At 73.1% G+C, this 16,081-nt stretch carries 11 protein-coding genes; 2 read left to right on the top strand and 9 right to left on the bottom strand.

Translation table 11 applies throughout. The annotated features are described in order from the left end of the window. Positions 1-345 precede the first annotated feature (345 nt). From ilvC to ACL02O_RS21560, 4 genes are all read right to left on the bottom strand, one after another. Positions 346-1,359 (bottom strand): ketol-acid reductoisomerase, encoded by a 1,014-nt coding sequence (gene ilvC, locus ACL02O_RS21575; RefSeq protein WP_412819925.1) that lies wholly within the window; start codon positions 1,357-1,359, stop codon positions 346-348. Between the two features lie 93 nt (positions 1,360-1,452). Further along, a complete protein-coding gene (gene ilvN / locus ACL02O_RS21570; RefSeq protein ID WP_412819924.1) occupies positions 1,453-1,968 on the bottom strand; it encodes an acetolactate synthase small subunit in 516 nt (171 codons plus the stop codon). 120 nt (positions 1,969-2,088) lie between these two features. Continuing rightward, positions 2,089-3,966, bottom strand: coding sequence for an acetolactate synthase large subunit (locus ACL02O_RS21565; protein ID WP_412819923.1), 1,878 nt, complete (start codon positions 3,964-3,966; stop codon positions 2,089-2,091). Between the two features lie 181 nt (positions 3,967-4,147). After that, positions 4,148-6,610: a putative bifunctional diguanylate cyclase/phosphodiesterase gene (locus ACL02O_RS21560; protein WP_412819954.1), complete on the bottom strand. Its 2,463-nt coding sequence runs from the start codon at positions 6,608-6,610 to the stop codon at positions 4,148-4,150. Between the two features lie 129 nt (positions 6,611-6,739). Here ACL02O_RS21560 and ilvD point away from each other — a divergent pair, with 129 nt between their 5' ends. Both ilvD and ACL02O_RS21550 read left to right on the top strand, forming a co-directional pair. Then, positions 6,740-8,587 carry a dihydroxy-acid dehydratase gene (gene ilvD / locus ACL02O_RS21555; RefSeq protein ID WP_412819922.1) on the top strand — a complete coding sequence of 616 codons (1,848 nt, stop codon included), beginning with the start codon at positions 6,740-6,742 and terminating at the stop codon, positions 8,585-8,587. A gap of 61 nt (positions 8,588-8,648) precedes the next feature. After that, positions 8,649-9,371 (top strand): hypothetical protein, encoded by a 723-nt coding sequence (locus tag ACL02O_RS21550; RefSeq protein WP_412819921.1) that lies wholly within the window; start codon positions 8,649-8,651, stop codon positions 9,369-9,371. A 64-nt stretch (positions 9,372-9,435) separates the two neighbouring features. Here ACL02O_RS21550 and ACL02O_RS21545 read toward each other — a convergent pair whose 3' ends face one another. The 5 genes from ACL02O_RS21545 to ACL02O_RS21525 all read right to left on the bottom strand — a co-directional run bounded on the left by ACL02O_RS21545 (position 9,436) and on the right by ACL02O_RS21525 (position 16,065). Continuing rightward, positions 9,436-11,169, bottom strand: coding sequence for a SulP family inorganic anion transporter (locus ACL02O_RS21545; RefSeq protein ID WP_412819920.1), 1,734 nt, complete (start codon positions 11,167-11,169; stop codon positions 9,436-9,438). Continuing rightward, on the bottom strand, positions 11,166-11,504 hold the full coding sequence (locus ACL02O_RS21540) for an ArsR/SmtB family transcription factor (protein WP_412819919.1): 339 nt from the start codon (positions 11,502-11,504) through the stop codon (positions 11,166-11,168). The genes ACL02O_RS21545 and ACL02O_RS21540 overlap by 4 nt, the downstream gene beginning before the upstream one ends. 219 nt (positions 11,505-11,723) lie before the next feature. Continuing rightward, a complete protein-coding gene (locus ACL02O_RS21535) occupies positions 11,724-14,180 on the bottom strand; it encodes a glycoside hydrolase family 2 protein (protein WP_412819918.1) in 2,457 nt (818 codons plus the stop codon). Further along, positions 14,177-15,019: a carbohydrate ABC transporter permease gene (locus ACL02O_RS21530; protein WP_412819953.1), complete on the bottom strand. Its 843-nt coding sequence runs from the start codon at positions 15,017-15,019 to the stop codon at positions 14,177-14,179. The genes ACL02O_RS21535 and ACL02O_RS21530 overlap by 4 nt, the downstream gene beginning before the upstream one ends. A 32-nt stretch (positions 15,020-15,051) precedes the next feature. Further along, complete coding sequence (locus ACL02O_RS21525; protein ID WP_412819952.1) at positions 15,052-16,065, bottom strand: carbohydrate ABC transporter permease; 1,014 nt, start codon at positions 16,063-16,065, stop codon at positions 15,052-15,054. Positions 16,066-16,081 lie beyond the last annotated feature (16 nt).

The following is a 16,081-nucleotide window of genomic DNA, read 5'->3' as shown; positions in this document are numbered from 1 at the left end:
CCCTCACACAGGGTCGTCGCACGCTTGTCACCCCCCGTTCATCCGGCCCGCGTCACGCCCGGCCGGTCGGGCCGTGCGGGCCGAGGCGTCGCTCACCCGGTCCCACCTGGTGGACCACGCCGAGATCGACTCGGGTCGCGGCAGGTCGGAATCACCCCGAGCGGGAAGACCGCGGGATGCCGCAACCGGAGCCGATCACGGTCGGGCGGACGGCCCGGGACACGGGTGCGGGGGGGGGGGGGGGGGGGGGGGGGGGGGGGGGGGGGGGGGGGGGGGTGTTGGGGGGGGGGGGGGGGGGGGGGGGGGCCCCCCCCCCCCCCCGGGCCCCCGTGCGGGGAAAGGTCGTCAGGCGGTCTCGGTGATCGGCCGGTCGACCCAGCTCATCATGGCGCGCAGCTTCTGCCCGGTCTCCTCGATCGGGTGCGCCGCGCCCTCGGCCCGCCACTTGGCGAAGTTCGGCCGGCCCGCCTCGTCCTCGGCGACCCACTCGCGGGCGAACTCGCCGGACTGGATCTCGCCGAGGATCTTGCGCATCTCCTCCTTGACCCGGGAGTCGATGACCCGCGGACCGCGGGAGAGGTCGCCGTACTCGGCGGTGTCCGAGATGCTGTAACGCATCCGGGCGATGCCGCCCTCGTACATCAGGTCGACGATCAGCTTCAGCTCGTGCAGGCACTCGAAGTAGGCCACCTCGGGCGCGTAGCCGGCCTCGGTGAGCACCTCGAAGCCGGTCTGCACCAGCGCCGCCGCGCCACCGCAGAGCACCGCCTGCTCGCCGAAGAGGTCGGTCTCGGTCTCCTCGGTGAAGGTGGTCCGGATCGCGCCGGCCCGGGTGCCGCCGATCGCCTTGGCGTACGCCAGGGCCAGCCCGAAGGCGTTGCCGGTGGCGTCCTGCTCGACGGCGACCAGGCAGGGCACGCCCTTGCCGTCGACGTACTGGCGGCGGACCAGGTGGCCCGGGCCCTTCGGGGCGACCATCGCCACGTCCACGTCCGCCGGCGGCTTGATCAGGCCGTACCGGATGTTGAAGCCGTGGCCGAAGAAGAGCGCCTTGCCGGGGGCCAGGTTCGGGGCGATCGCGTCGGCGTACAGCGCGCGCTGCGCGGTGTCCGGCGCCAGGATCATGATGACGTCGGCCTCGGCCGTCGCCTCGGCCGGCGTGAGCACCCGCAGGCCCTGCTCCTCGGCCTTCGGCCGGCTCTTGGAACCGGCCGGCAGGCCGATCACCACGTCGACGCCGGAGTCGCGCAGCGACAGCGCGTGGGCGTGCCCCTGGCTGCCGTACCCGATCACGGCGACCCTGCGGCCCTGGATCAGGCCCAGGTCGGCGTCGTCGTCGTAGTACACCTCAACGCTCATTGACTTCCCTTTCGTACGGCGGTGCCCGGCGGCCCGTCGTGAATCCGTGCGGTGCGGGTCCGGGTGGCGCGACGCCGCGCCCCCGGGTCGTGCTCAGGCGGCGCGCAGCGCGGGGCCGGCGGTGATGGACCGGGAGCCGCGTCCGATCGCCACCGTGCCGGACTGGACCATCTCCTTGATGCCGAAGGGCTCCAGGTCCCGCAGCAGCGCGTCGAGCTTGTCCGGGGTGCCGGTGGCCTCGATGGTCAGCGTGTCCGGGGCGACGTCGACCACCCGGGCGCGGAACAGGTTCACCGTCTCCAGCACCTGCCCGCGGGCGTTGCGGTCCGCCCGGACCTTGACCAGCAGCAACTCCCGGGCCACCGCGACCTGCGAGTCCAACTCCACGATCTTCAGTACGTTGACCAGCTTGTTGAGCTGCTTGGTGACCTGCTCCAGCGGGGACGACTCGGCGTTGACCACGATGGTGATCCGGGAGACGTCCGGGTTCTCGGTCTCCCCCACCGCGAGGCTGTCGATGTTGAAGCCGCGCCGGGAGAACAGCCCGGAGACCCGGGCCAGCACGCCCGGCTTGTTCTCCACCAGCACGGAGAGCGTGTGCATCGTCATGGCAATGCCTTCCTCGTCATGCCCTCACGGCCCTCGCTGCGCTCGGTGCATTCGGTCATGAGGATGCCTTCCTCGTCATGCCCTCACGGCCCTCGCTGCGCTCGGTGCATTCGGTCATGACTACAGCTCGTCCTCGTCGAAGGCGGGGCGGACACCCCGGGCGAACATGATCTCGTCGTTGCTGGTGCCGGCGGCCACCATCGGCCAGACCATGGCGTCCTTGCCGACCACGAAGTCGATCACCACGGGGGCGTCGTCGATCTCCATGGCGGCCGCGATGGTCTTGTCCACGTCGGCGGCGTTCTCGCAGCGCAGGCCGACGCAGCCGAGCGCCTCGGCGAGCTTCACGAAGTCCGGGATGCGGTGCTTGTGGGTGCCCAGCTCGGTGTTGGAGTAGCGCTCCCCGTAGAAGAGGGTCTGCCACTGCCGGACCATGCCCAGGTTCCCGTTGTTGATCACGGCGACCTTGATCGGGATGCCCTCCAGCGCGCAGGTGGCCAGCTCCTGGTTGGTCATCTGGAAGCAGCCGTCGCCGTCCACCGCCCAGACCGTGATGTCCGGCTTGCCGACCTTGGCGCCCATCGCCGCCGGCACGGCGTATCCCATGGTGCCGAGGCCGCCGGAGTTGAGCCAGGTGTGCGGCTTCTCGTACGAGATGAACTGGCTGGCCCACATCTGGTGCTGGCCGACGCCCGCCACGTAGATGGTGTCCGGGCCGGCGATCTCGCCCAGCCGCTTGATCACATACTGCGGGGAGAGGGTGCCGTCGGCCGGCTCCTCGTAGCCCAGCGGGTAGCGCTTGCGCAGGTCGTCGAGCTGGGTCCACCAGTCGCCGAGGTCGGTGGCCGGCCGGGCCGCCCGTTCGGTGCTGGCCGCGGCGATCAGCTCGTCGATCACGTGCCGCGCGTCGCCGACGATCGGCACGTCCGCGTGCCGGTTCTTGCCGATCTCGGCGGGGTCGATGTCGGCGTGCACCACGGTGGCGTCCGGGGCGAACGAGTCCAGCCGGCCGGTGACCCGGTCGTCGAAGCGGGCCCCGAGCGCGACGATCAGGTCCGCCTTCTGCAGGCCGTAGACCGCGGCGACGGTGCCGTGCATGCCGGGCATACCCAGGTGCTGGCGGTGCGAGTCGGGGAACGCGCCCAGCGCCATCAGGGTGGTGACCACCGGGATACCGGTCAGCTCGGCCAGCCGGCGCAGCCCCTCGGTGGCGCCGGCCTTGAGCACGCCACCGCCGACGTAGAGCACCGGACGGCGGGCGGTGGTCATAAGCCGGGCCGCCTCGCGGATCTGCTTGCCGTGCGGGTGCAGGGTCGGCCGGTAGCCGGGCAGGTCCAGGGTGGGCGGCCAGGCGAAGGTGGTCTGCGCCTGGAGGACGTCCTTGGGGATGTCCACCAGGACCGGGCCGGGCCGGCCGGTCGCGGCCAGGTGGAACGCCTCCGCCAGGACCTGCGGGATCTCGTCCGCGGTCTGCACCAGGAAGTTGTGCTTGGTGATCGGCAGGGTGATGCCCTGGATGTCGGCCTCCTGGAAGGCGTCCGTGCCGATCGAGGGGCGCGCGACCTGGCCGGTGATCGCCACCAGCGGCACCGAGTCCATGTACGCGTCGGCGATCGGGGTGACCAGGTTGGTCGCGCCCGGGCCGGAGGTCGCGATGCAGACCCCCACCTTGCCGGTGGCCTGCGCGTACCCGGTGGCGGCGTGTCCGGCACCCTGCTCGTGGCGGACCAGGATGTGCCGGACGCTGGAGTCGTAGAGCGGGTCGTACGCCGGCAGGATCGCCCCGCCCGGGATGCCGAAGACGACGTCGACGTCGAGCGCCTCGAGCGACCGCACCAGCGAGCCGGCGCCGGAGACCTGCGTCGGGACGGCCTGCCGTACGGCCGGGGCGGACCCGTTGCGGGGGGTGGGGGCGTGGTCGGCGTCACCAGCCGGCTCGGTGGCCGGGCGGGCTCGCCGGACGGAGTGGGCGAGAGTCTCTGGCGTGGGTCTCGTCATGGCGGTTCAAGCCTTCGGCTGGAGTGGGTTCTGCGCTTCTCAGGATGGGACGGCGGGCGTCCCGACGATGGTCCGACGGCAACAAAAAAGCCCACGTGCAGTTGCACGGGGCCAGCGCACTCTCGAAGAGGGAGAGTGCGCTCAGGTAAGTACTCGCAGCGACCGGTTCGACGACATGGGGCTAAGCCTGACGCATCTCACGCGATGAGTCAACTGATCCCACATTCTGGTTCACGGACGTGGGCGTGTCGGGCCCCGACGCACCCTCGACGGCCGGCGCCACCTGCGAAGATCCCTCGATCGAGGTACGCGGGACGGGCACCGACGGGGGTGGATCGGAGCGGAGCCGGGGCAGCAACGGCGACGGGGCGGGCCGGGCCGGCGGGGGCGGGGGCGGGGGCGGGGGCGGGGGCGGGGGCGGGGGCGGGGGCAGCGTGGCCGGGCGCGCCCCCGGTGAGCTGGCCGCCTCCAGCATCGCCTCCAGGTGCTCGGCCGGCACCCCCCAGCCGAAGAGCGCGCCCTGCCCGAACCGGCAGCCGGCGGCGACCACCGCGGCCAGTTCGGTCGGGTTGGTGACGCCCTCGGCGATCACCTCCAGGCCGAAGTGGTGGCCCAGGCGCATCACGATGTCCACCATCGGGGCGAACGCCGGGCCCTCCCGGCCCACCGGCCGGACCGGCTCGTGCTCGGCGACCAGACCGTGGTCGATCTTCAGGATGTCGATCGGCAGCCGGCGCAGCTGGTTCAGCGACGAGTAGCCGGCGCCGAAGTCGTCCAGCGCGATCCGCACCCCGGTGCGGCGCAGCGCGCCGAGCCGGCGGATCAGCTCGTCCAGGTCGGTGGCGACCGCCTGCTCGGTGACCTCCAGCACCAGCCGCTGCGGCGGCACGTGGTGGGCCCGCAGCGCGTCGGCGACCTGGACCACGTACTCCGGGGCGTGCAGCTCGCGGGGGGAGACGTTCACCGAGACCCAGACGTCGTGCCCGTCGGCGAGCCAGCGGGAGAGCTGGTAGCAGGCCTGGTGCAGCACCCAGGCGCCGAGTTTCGAGATCATCCCGCACTCCTCGGCGAGCGGGATGAACTCGTCCGGCCGGACGTTGCCCAGCTCGGGGTGGTGCCAGCGGAGCAGCGCCTCGGCGCCCACCGGGCGGACCGACGGCAGCGACGCCACCGGCTGGAAGGCCAGTCGCAGCTCGTCGCGCTCGATCGCCCCGCGCAGCTCGTGCTCCAGCACGGTCCGCCGGCGCAGCAGCTGGTCGTACGCGGCGTCGTAACGCTCGATCCGGTTCTTGCCCCGCTGCTTGGCGTAGCGCAGCGCCAGGTCGGTGTTGCGCAGCAGCAGCTCGACGTCGGTGTCCCCGGCGTTGGCGGCCAGCCCGATGCTCACCGAGAGGAAGACCGGCCCGTCCGCCTCCTCGTACGGGCGGCCGAGCACCCCGAGCAGCCGCTCGGCGACCGGGCCCGGGTCACTCCCGCCGTGCATCAGCACCGCGAACTCGTCGCCGCCCAGCCGGGCGGCCAGGTCGCCGGGGCGCAGGTTGCCGCGCAGCCGCCGGCCCACCTCGGCCAGCACCGCGTCGCCGACGTCGTGGCCCCGCATGTCGTTGACGTTCTTGAAGCCGTCCAGGTCCATCCCGAGCAGCACGCAGGGCACCCCCGCCTCGGCGCACCGGTGCAGCGCCCGCAGCAGCCCCCGCCGGTTGGCCAGGCCGGTCAGCGGGTCGGTGTGCGCCAGCTCGCGGAAGTGCGCCTCCCGCTCGGCCAGCCGGCCGGCGTAGCCGCGCACGTCGTTGAGGGCCAGGTACTGCCGGGCCACCAGGGCGAAGCCCTCGACGCTGCCGGCCACGATGCCGAACGCGTCGAACCGGCCGCCCTCGGCGAGGTGGTACATCGCCGAGGCGGCCATCGCGAACATCGGCACGAAGGCGTACTCGCCGTCACGGCGGATCAGATCGATGTGAACCTGCCCGGGCAGGTCGACCCGGTGCACGGCCAGGGCCACGGCGAGCAGGCCGGCGGCGAGCAGCGCCGCGCCGGTGGCGGCCATGCCCGGGCCGGCCTGGCAGAGCCCGGCGGACAGGCCCAGCCCACCGCCGGTCACCCCGCTGACCCCGGCGCCGAACAGGGCGAGCCGGCCGCGCGGCGGCACGGCCCGGAGCAACATGATCAGGGTGAGCCCGACGGCCAGCGCGGCGGTCACCGTGGCCAGCACGATCGGCACGCAGGCGACCGGGGTCACCGCGCCGAGCAGCCGGGTGGGCTCGCTGAACACCACCCAGCCGACGAACCAGAGCGCGCTGGCCATGATCAGGCCGTCGAGCATCAGCCGGGCGGTGGCGGCCCGGGTGGCCGCGGCGCCGAGCAGCCGGAGCAGAGCGACACCGAGGGCGCCCCCGCTGATCGTGGTGCCCACCGAGGCCAGCGTCGCCCAGCCGGTGCGCTGCACCTGCTGATGCGCCCAGTGGTCACCGGCGACGAGCACGCCGGTGAGCCCGGTCAGGAGGCTGAGCAACGCACCCCCGGCGGCCGCGGCGAGCAGCGCGTACGCCTGCCGGTGCGGCCCACCCCGGCGGCGCGCGGACGCGGCCAGCAGCGCGGTGGCGAGGGCGGCGACGAGTCCGCTCAGCACCGCGGCGGCGAACATGCCCGGGGGAAGGTGCACGACATCAACTGTGCCGGATGCGCGCATCCCGCGGGGCACCGGGTGCGCAACTGTTGGGACACGGTCCGCGCGCCGCACGGTGGCGGGGCCGGCGGTGCCAGACTGGTAGGCATGCCAGAGCTGCGGTCGAGGACCTCCACCCACGGTCGGACGATGGCCGGCGCCCGAGCCCTGTGGCGGGCCACCGGGATGACCGACGACGACTTCGGCAAGCCGATCGTCGCCATCGCCAACAGTTTCACCCAGTTCGTGCCCGGTCACGTACATCTCAAGGACCTTGGTGGCCTGGTCGCGGACGCGGTGGCCGATGCCGGCGGAGTGGGTCGGGAGTTCAACACCATCGCCGTCGACGACGGCATCGCGATGGGGCACGGCGGGATGCTCTACTCGCTGCCCAGCCGTGAGCTGATCGCCGACGCGGTGGAGTACATGGTCAACGCGCACTGCGCGGACGCCCTGGTCTGCATCTCCAACTGCGACAAGATCACGCCGGGCATGCTGCTGGCCGCGCTGCGGCTGAACATCCCGACGGTGTTCGTCTCCGGCGGCCCGATGGAGGCCGGCAAGACGGTGGCGATCGAAGGGGTCGTGCACTCCAAGATCGACCTGATCGATGCGATGATCGCCGCGTCGAACGAGGCGGTCACCGAGGACCAACTCGGCGCCATCGAGCGTTCCGCCTGCCCGACCTGCGGCTCCTGCTCCGGCATGTTCACCGCCAACTCGATGAACTGCCTCACCGAGGCGATCGGCCTGGCGCTGCCCGGCAACGGCTCGACCCTGGCCACCCACGCCGCGCGGCGCTCGCTCTTCGTCGAGGCCGGCCGCACCGCCGTCGAGATCGCCAAGCGCTGGTACGACTCCGACGACGCCTCGGTGCTGCCCCGGGCGATCGCCAGCCGGGCCGCGTTCGAGAACGCCGTCGCGCTGGACGTGGCGATGGGCGGCTCGACCAACACCGTGCTGCACCTGCTCGCCGCCGCCCGCGAGGCGGAGCTGGACTTCGGGGTGGCCGACATCGACGCGATCTCCCGCCGGGTGCCCTGCCTGGCCAAGGTCGCGCCGAACTCACCGCAGTACCACATGGAGGACGTGCACCGGGCCGGCGGCATCCCGGCCATCCTCGGCGAGCTGGACCGCGCCGGCCTGCTCAACCGGGACGTGCACGCGGTGCACTCCCCCGACCTGACGCGGTGGCTGGCCGACTGGGACGTGCGCGGCGGCGCGGCCGAGCCGGCGGCGGTGGAGCTGTTCCACGCCGCCCCGGGCGGGGTGCGCACCACCGAGCCGTTCTCCACCACCAACCGCTGGTCGTCGCTGGACACCGACGCGGCCGGCGGCTGTATCCGGGACCGGGAGCACGCGTACAGCGCCGACGGTGGGCTGGCCATCCTGCACGGCAACCTGGCTCCGGACGGCTGCGTGGTGAAGACCGCCGGAGTGCCCGAGGAGTGCCTGACGTTCCGCGGGCCGGCCCGGGTCTTCGAGAGCCAGGAGGCCGCCGTGGAGGGCATCCTCGACAAGTCGGTCGCCGCCGGGGACGTGGTGGTGATCCGCTACGAGGGACCGAAGGGCGGCCCCGGCATGCAGGAGATGCTCTACCCCACCTCGTTCCTCAAGGGCCGGGGGCTGGGCCGGTCCTGCGCGCTGCTCACCGACGGCCGGTTCTCCGGCGGCACCTCCGGGCTGTCCATCGGACACGTCTCGCCGGAGGCGGCCTCGGGCGGCCTGATCGCGCTGGTCCGGGAGGGCGACGAGATCGCCATCGACATCCCGGCCCGGTCGATCCAGCTCAACGTGCCGGACGACGTGCTCCAGGCCCGCCGCGTGAAGGAGGAGAAGCGGGAGCGCCCCTACACCCCGACCGACCGGCAGCGGCCGGTCTCCGCCGCGCTGCGCGCGTACGCCTCGATGGCCACCTCGGCCAGCGACGGCGCGTACCGGCGGGTGCCGGAGTGAGCGGTCGGGCGGCGGGGCGACGCCCCCACGGGCCGCCACGCCGCCGGTATGGTCCGGCGGCGTGGAGACGACGGTGAGCTACGCGCGGCTGATCCGACCGGTCATCGACCGGGTGTACGTGGGCGCCCGCTGGGCGGCCCGGGCCCGGATGGAGGCGTTCTACGCCGAACGGGGCGTCGACCTGGGCTACGAGAACAGCCTATTCTCCGGGGTGCTGGCCCGGCCGATGCCGGCCGACGCCCTCGCCGACGCGCTGGTGTACACCTCCGGCAGCATGGACACCGAGCTGGCCCAGGGGGTGGCCAAGGTGGACGCCGAGGGCACCTGGCACCTCACCGAGCTGGGCCGGGAGCTGGCGCTGTTCGGGCAGCGGGCGACCGCCGAGGCCGCTGAGGAGCTCTGGTCAGCCGGTCCGAGCATGCTGCCCGGCCTGGCCCCGGTGCCGCGCCTGGCCGAGCTGGTCGGCCGGGTGCTGGAGCACGGCCTCGCCACCGGCGGACCGGCCTTCCGGGCGATGGCCCCGCCCTACGAGCCGGACGGCGCCGCGCCGGCGATGCTGCTGGTCACCCGGCTCGGGTCGCTGCGCCACCACCGCGCCGACGCGCACCGGGCGGCGTGGCGGGCCGCCGGGCTGACCGCGGCCGGGATCCGGGCGCTGCCCGACGGCCCGGAGCGGGCGGCGATCGAGGTCGAGACCGACCGCCGTGACGAGCCCGCGTACGCGGTGCTCAGCGGGGCCGAACGGTGGGAATTGCTCGCCGGGCTGGGTGCCCTGCCGGGCTAGGACGACCCCTCGAGGCGGTCGAGCCGGTCGAGCGGGGCGCGCGTTCGCGGAGCCTCGACGCCGGTCACGCCTCGGCCCCGAGCAGCCGGGCCGGGGCATCCGCCGGTGCGTTGCCCAGGGCGATGGTCCGGGCGCGCCTGATGGCGGCCGGGGTGTCCGGGAAGACCAGGCCCGCACGGCGCAGTTCGTCGGCGACGCCGAGGGCACTGAGCACCTGGTCGTGGTCGGGGGTGATGCCGGAGAGCAGCACCGCGATCCCCCGGCCGCGCAGCCGGGCGATGGCGTCGCCGAGCACCTGCGCGCCGGTGGCGTCGACGGTGGACACCCGGGACATCCGCAGGATGACCACCCGCACGTCGGCCACCTCGGCCAGTTCCAGCAGGAAGGTGTGCGCGGCGGCGAAGAAGAGCGGCCCGTCCAGCCGGTACGCGACGATGTGCTCGGCGAGCAGGGCGTGCTCCTCGGCGCTGTGCTCGCCCTGGTCGAGCGGCACCTGTTCGAGCCGGGCGCTGCGGGCCACCGCCCGCAGGGCGAGGACGACCGCTACGACGAGCCCGACCGCCACCGCGGTGACCAGATCCCAGATCACGGTGACCGCGAAGGTCGCCACCAGCACCACGGCGTCGGCCCGGGTGGCCCGCAGCAGCGCTCGTAGCGACCCGGCCTCCACCATCCGGACGGTGGTGGCGAGCAGCACCCCGGCCAGGGCGGCGAGCGGGATCCGGCCGACCAGCGGGGCGGCGGCCAGGACGATCCCGGCGAGGGCGACCGCGTGGGTGAGCGCGGCGAGCTTCGAGGACGCCCCGGCGCGCACGTTGACTGCGGTCCGGGCGATGGCGGCGGTGGCGGGAATGCCGCCGAAGAGCGGGGAAGCCAGGTTGGCCAGGCCCTGGCCGAACAGTTCCCGGTCCGGGTCGTGCCGCTGGCCGACGGTCATCCCGTCCGCCACGGTGGCGGAGAGCAGGCTCTCCAGCGCCGCGAGGGCGGCGACCGCGACCGCGCTGGGCAGCAGCGTGCCGACCGCGCCGAGGTCGAGGAAGTCCAGCGAGGGCGCGGGCAGTTTCTGCGGCAGGGCGCCGATCCGGACCAGGTCGACCGGGGCCAGCTCGGCGAGCACGGTGGCGATGGCCACCCCGAGCAGGGAGAACGGCACACCGGGCCGCCACCGGGCGCCGAGCAGCATGAGCGCCGCCACGCCGAGCGCCATCGCGACGGCGGCGGGCCGGGGATGTGCGGCGAACCGGGCGACCGCGTCGGCGGCCACCGCCCAGACCCGATCGCCCCGGGCGTCGGTGACGCCGAGTGCCGCCGGCACCTGTTGCAGGGCGATGACGACGGCGATGCCGGCGGTGAAGCCCTCGATGACCGGGGTCGGCAGGTAGCGGACGTACCGGCCGAGGCGGGCCAGGGCCAGGGCGATCAGCACCAGCCCGGCCAGGACGCCGACCATCAGCACGCCCTTTGCGCCGAAGCGCTGCACCACCGGCACCAGGACCACGGTCATCGCCCCGGTGGGGCCGGAGACCTGCAGGTTGGAACCGCCGAAGATGGCGGCGACGGCCCCGGCGACGACGGCGGTGACCAGGCCGGCCTCCGCCCCGAGCCCGGAGGTGACGCCGAAGGCGAGCGCGAGGGGCAGCGCCACCACGGCCACGGTGAGGCCGGCGAGCAGGTCGCGTCGGGGTGAGCGGCGCACCGCCGCCCAGTCGGCCCGGCCGGGCAGCAGCCCGAGGACCCGCTCGCCGATCGGCAGGGTCCCGCCGGCCCGCGGCGTCTGCTCGACCGTCCCGCTGCTCATCGGTCCGTCCCGGCGGCGCGCAGCTCGTCGAGGAGGGCGTCCCGGTCGGTGAGAACCGCGCCGAGGATGCGCCGGCCGGCGGCGAGCAGGTCGGCCACGTCGGGAGTGCTGAGCTCGTACATGACGAGCGTGCCGTCCCGGTGCGAGGTGACCATGCCGGCGCGGCGGAGCACGGCGAGCTGCTGGGAGAGATTGGACGCCTCGACGTCGATGGCGGCCAGCAGGTCGCGGACCGGCTTCGGGCCGTCCTGGAGCAGTTCGAGCACCCGGATCCGGACCGGATGCCCGAGGGTGCGGAACAGCTCCGCCTTCGCCTGGTACAGCGGCACCGACATGAAGATCCCTCCCCGAGGCCGCTGAAGACTTTAGCACTTGCAGAAATCTTCAAGTCGACGGCGGTCCCTGGCCGCGATCCCGGACAGTCGCGGTTCGCCGCGAACCGCAACTGTCCAGGACCCGGACTCACTCGGGGAGGACCTCCAGGTCGTGCGCGCCGGCCACCCCCGTCCCGGCCGGCCCGGTCAGGGCCGGTGCCACGCCGGCCGGCCGCCGCCTCACGCCGCGCCTCTGGTGATGTCGTTGACGCAGCGCAGCACCGGTCGGCGGGTCAGCGCCGCCGGGTCGAGCGGGACGCCCGCGCACACCAGGAACGTCGCCGACTCCCCCGGCAGCAGGGTGACCAGCGCCCGGTCGACCTCGGCCGACGGGTCGAGCCGGTCCGGCAGCAGGGTCAGGTCGCGCAGCACGGTCCGCGCGGTCACCCGGACCCGCTGGCCGCCATCGGCCGGCTCGACCGCCGCGTCCAGCTCCGCCGCCGGCCACTCGACGTCCCGGTCCTCGGCGAAGAACCACAGCGCCCGCTCCGCGGTGTCACCGGCCTCCGCGACCAGCAGTTCCCGCCGGGCCTCGTCCGGCCGTGCCAGCTCCGCCGGCAGCGCCAGCACCACCGAGGAGTACGCCGGGACGTCGAGGTCGACCGAGGTCTTCGCCCTCGGCTCCCCGGCCAGGGTGAGCCGGGTCACCGTGGCCGGCGCCTGCCACGGCTCGCCGGTCTCGTTGACCGCCACCAGCGCCAACCCGCCGTCCCGGGGCTGCACGGTGAGCAGCCGGGCGGCGTACGCGCGGCGCAGCGCGTACCAGAGCGGCTTGCGCCGGCCGTCACCGTCGACCGCCGCCCACGAGGTGACCGGCCAGCAGTCGTTGAGCTGCCAGACGATGGTGCCCGCGCAGACCGGCCGGTGCGAGCGGAAGTGCTCCACCCCGAGCTGGATGGCGCGCGCCTGGTTGAGCTGGGTGAGGTAGTGCCAGTCGTCGAAGTCGGCGGGTGCCGGCAGGTGGGCGTCCAGCCCGCGCCGGAGCTTCAGGTCCCCGTCGATCGCCTTCTGGTGGTGCGCCATGCCGGGCGAGTCGTGGGCGAGCGGTTCGTCCGAGAGGGCCCGCCGCAGGGTCGCGTACGCCGGGGGCGCCTGGTAGCCGAACTCGGCCACGAAGCGGGGCACGTACTCCCGGTACCCGGTGTAGTCGTCGGTGTTCCAGACGTCCCAGATGTGCATGGTGCCGTGCGCCGGGTCGTTGGGGTGGATCTCCTCGCTGCCCGACCAGGGGCTGCCCGGCCAGTACGGCCGGGTCGGGTCCAGCTCCCCGACGATCCGGGGCAGCAGCTCCAGGTAGTAGCCCCGCCCCCAGGTCCGGCCGGCGAGCGCCTCCTGCCAGTCCCAGTCGTGCCAGCCCCAGATGTTCTCGTTGTTGCCGGTCCACAGCACCAGCGAGGGGTGGGCGGCCAACCGGGCGACCTGCTCCCGCGCCTCCGCCTCGACCTCGCTGCGGAACGGCTCCTCCTCCGGGTACGCGGCGCAGGCGAAGAGGAAGTCCTGCTGCACCAGCAGGCCGAACTGGTCGGCGAGTTCGTAGAAGTCCGCCGACTCGTACCGGCCGCCGCCCCAGACCCGGAGCAGGTTGACGTTCGCGCCGACCGCCTGCGTGAACCGCTCGGCCAGCCGCTGCCGGGTGACCCGGTTGGGGAAGGCGTCGTCGGGGATCCAGTTGACGCCCCGGACGAACACCGGCACGTCGTTGACGTGCAGGGTGAACGCGGAGCCGTGCGCGTCGGGGGCGGTGTCCAGGCGTAGCGCGCGGAAGCCGATCCGGCGGGACCAGCCGTCCAGCTTCCGGCCGTCCTCGGTGCGGAGGGTCACCTCGACGTCGTACAGCGGCTGTTCGCCGTACCCGACGGGCCACCAGAGCTCGGGGTCGCGGACGGTGAGGGTGGCCACGGCGGTGCGCTCCCCCGCCGGGACGGTGACCGCGACGGCCGCGCCGGCCACGGCGGCGTGCACGGTGAGCGGGACGTCGGCCGCGCGCTCGACCTCGACGTGCAGCTCCACCCGGCCGATGTCGCCCTCGACGGTGACCAGCGGCCGGACGCCGGCGAGCCGGGCGGTCGACCAGGCGTGCAGCCCGATCTCCTGCCAGATGCCGGCGGTGACCACGGTCGGCCCCCAGTCCCAGCCGAAGTTGCAGGCGGTCTTGCGGATGAAGTTGAACGGCTCCGGGTACGCGTTGGGCCGGTCGCCGAGCCGCTCCCGGTGCGCCTCGGCGTAGCGGTACGGCGAGTCGAAGCGGACGGCCAGCGTGTTCGTGCCGGGCCGCAGCAGTGCCCCGACGTCGAACCGGTAGCCGCGGTGCTGGTTCTCGGTGCGGCCGACCTCGGTGCCGTTGAGGGTGACCGTGGCGACCGTGTCCAGCCCGGCACAGACCAGGTCGACCCGGTCGTCGTCGCCCGGCCGCCAGCCGAACGTGGCCTCGTAGACCCAGTCGGTCCTTCCGATCCAGCCCAGCCGGTTCTCGTTGTCGTCGAGGTAGGGGTCGGGGATGAGGCCGGCGGCCAGCAGATCGGTGTGCACGCAGCCGGGCACGGTGGCCGGCACCGCCGCGTCGGCGACCTCCGGCGGCACCTGCGGACCGGGTACGGCCCGCAACGTCCAGCCCTCGTGCAACGTCTCCCGGGTCACGACTTCACCGCGCCTTCCATGACTCCGCGGACGATCTGGCGTCCACCGACGAACAGCATCACCAGCAGGGGGACGGTGGCGATGAACGCGCCGGCCAGCACCCGCCGGTAGATCACGTAGTTTCCGCTGGCCAGGTCGGAGACCGCCACCATCGAGGTCGGGAAGTCGGTGCCGCCCAGCGTGATCAGCGGCCACTGGAAGTCGTTCCAGGTGGCCACGAAGGTGAGCAGGCCGAGCACGGCCAGGGCCGGGCGGATCGCGGGCAGCACGATGCTGGCGTACACCCGCATGGTGGTCGCGCCGTCCACCCGGGCCGACTCGACCAGTTCGTCCGGGACGGTGTTCACGATGAACTGCCGCATGTAGAACACGCCGAACGCGGTGACCAGGCCGGGGGCGATGACCGCGAGCAGGGTGCCGTTCCAGCCCAGCTTGCCCATCACGATGTAGAGCGCGACGATGCCGAGCTGGTTCGGCACGGTCAGGGTGAGCACCACGAAGAGCATCAGCGCGCCGCTGCCCGCGAAGCGCAGCTTGGCGAAGGCGAATCCGGCCAGCGAGCAGAAGAAGAGCACCGAGGCCGTCACCACCGTCGACACGATCACGCTGTTGACCAGCGAGGCGGCGAAGTAGACGTCCTGCAGGGAGAAGACCTCGTCGACGTTGGTCAGGAACCGGTCGCCCGGGATGATCGCCGGCGGCAGCTTGGCGAGCGCCTCGTCGTTGCTGGTCGCGATGACGAACATCCAGTACAGCGGGAACGCGGCGAACATCAGGGTCACCGCGAGGAACAGGTAGGTCCAGAACCCGGCCGGGGTGTCCTGCGGGGCCCGGGCCATCAGCCGCGGCCTGCGGCGCGCCGGGGCGGCGGTCATTTGTGCCCTCCGGACAGTCGGTTCGTCACCAGGTAGTTGATGCCGGCGACGATCAGGATGATCAGGAAGAGGGCCCAGGACATCGCGGCGGCGTAGCCGAGGTTGAGATCCTTCCAGCCGACCTTGTAGATGAGCTGGGCGATGGTCTGCCACTCGCCGTTCGGGCCACCGGTCGCGGCCTGCGCGTTCAGGTCGAAGAGCATCGGCTCGGTGAAGAGCTGGAGCCCGCCGATGGTGGACAGGATCACCGTGAACAGCACCACCGGCTGGATCATCGGCACGGTGATCCGCCAGAGTTGCTTCCACGGGCCGGCGCCGTCGATCGCCGCCGCCTCGTAGACGTCGCGCGGGATGGACTGCATCGCCGCCAGGTAGAGCAGCGCGTTGTACCCGATCCACTTCCAGTTGACCATCGTGGCGACGGCGATCCACGAGTGCAGCTTGTCGGCCCGCCAGTCGATCGGGTCGTCCGGTCCGCCGAGGCCGAGCAGGCCGAGCGCCCAGTTGGCCATGCCGAAGTCGCGCGAGAAGAAGACGCTGAACACCATCGTCGAGGCGACGATCGGCGTGACGTACGGCAGCAGCACGCCCACCCGCCACCAGGTCTGCGCCCGCAGCCTGCGGTTGAGCAGCGAGGCGACCACGAGCGCGAGCAGCAGCTGCGGCACCGAGGAGAGCAGGAAGATGCCGAAGGTGTTGTACAGGGCGTTCCAGAAGTCCTCGTCGCCGACGAGCCTGCTGAAGTTCCCGGCGCCGGCCCAGTACGGCAGCGTCGGGTCGTCGAGCCGGTAGTTGCGCAGCGAGACCACCGCGTTGAACAGCAGCGGGAAGAGCCCGAACACGATGAAGAGCACGAAGAACGGCGCGATCATCAGGTACGGCATGTAGCGCATGTCGAAGCGGTACAGCCGGTGACGCCAGGTCAGCCGCCGGTCGTCGCCCCCAAAACGGCCGCGCCTGGGCGCGGATCGGTGGCTCGACGGCGCGGGCGCGGCACGGGTGGTGGGCATCGGATCACTCCAGGGA

The organism is Micromonospora mangrovicola, assembly GCF_047200535.1.
In the GTDB taxonomy this organism is placed as follows: Bacteria; Actinomycetota; Actinomycetes; order Mycobacteriales; family Micromonosporaceae; genus Micromonospora.
This window is presented reverse-complemented; position numbering and strand designations above follow the sequence as displayed.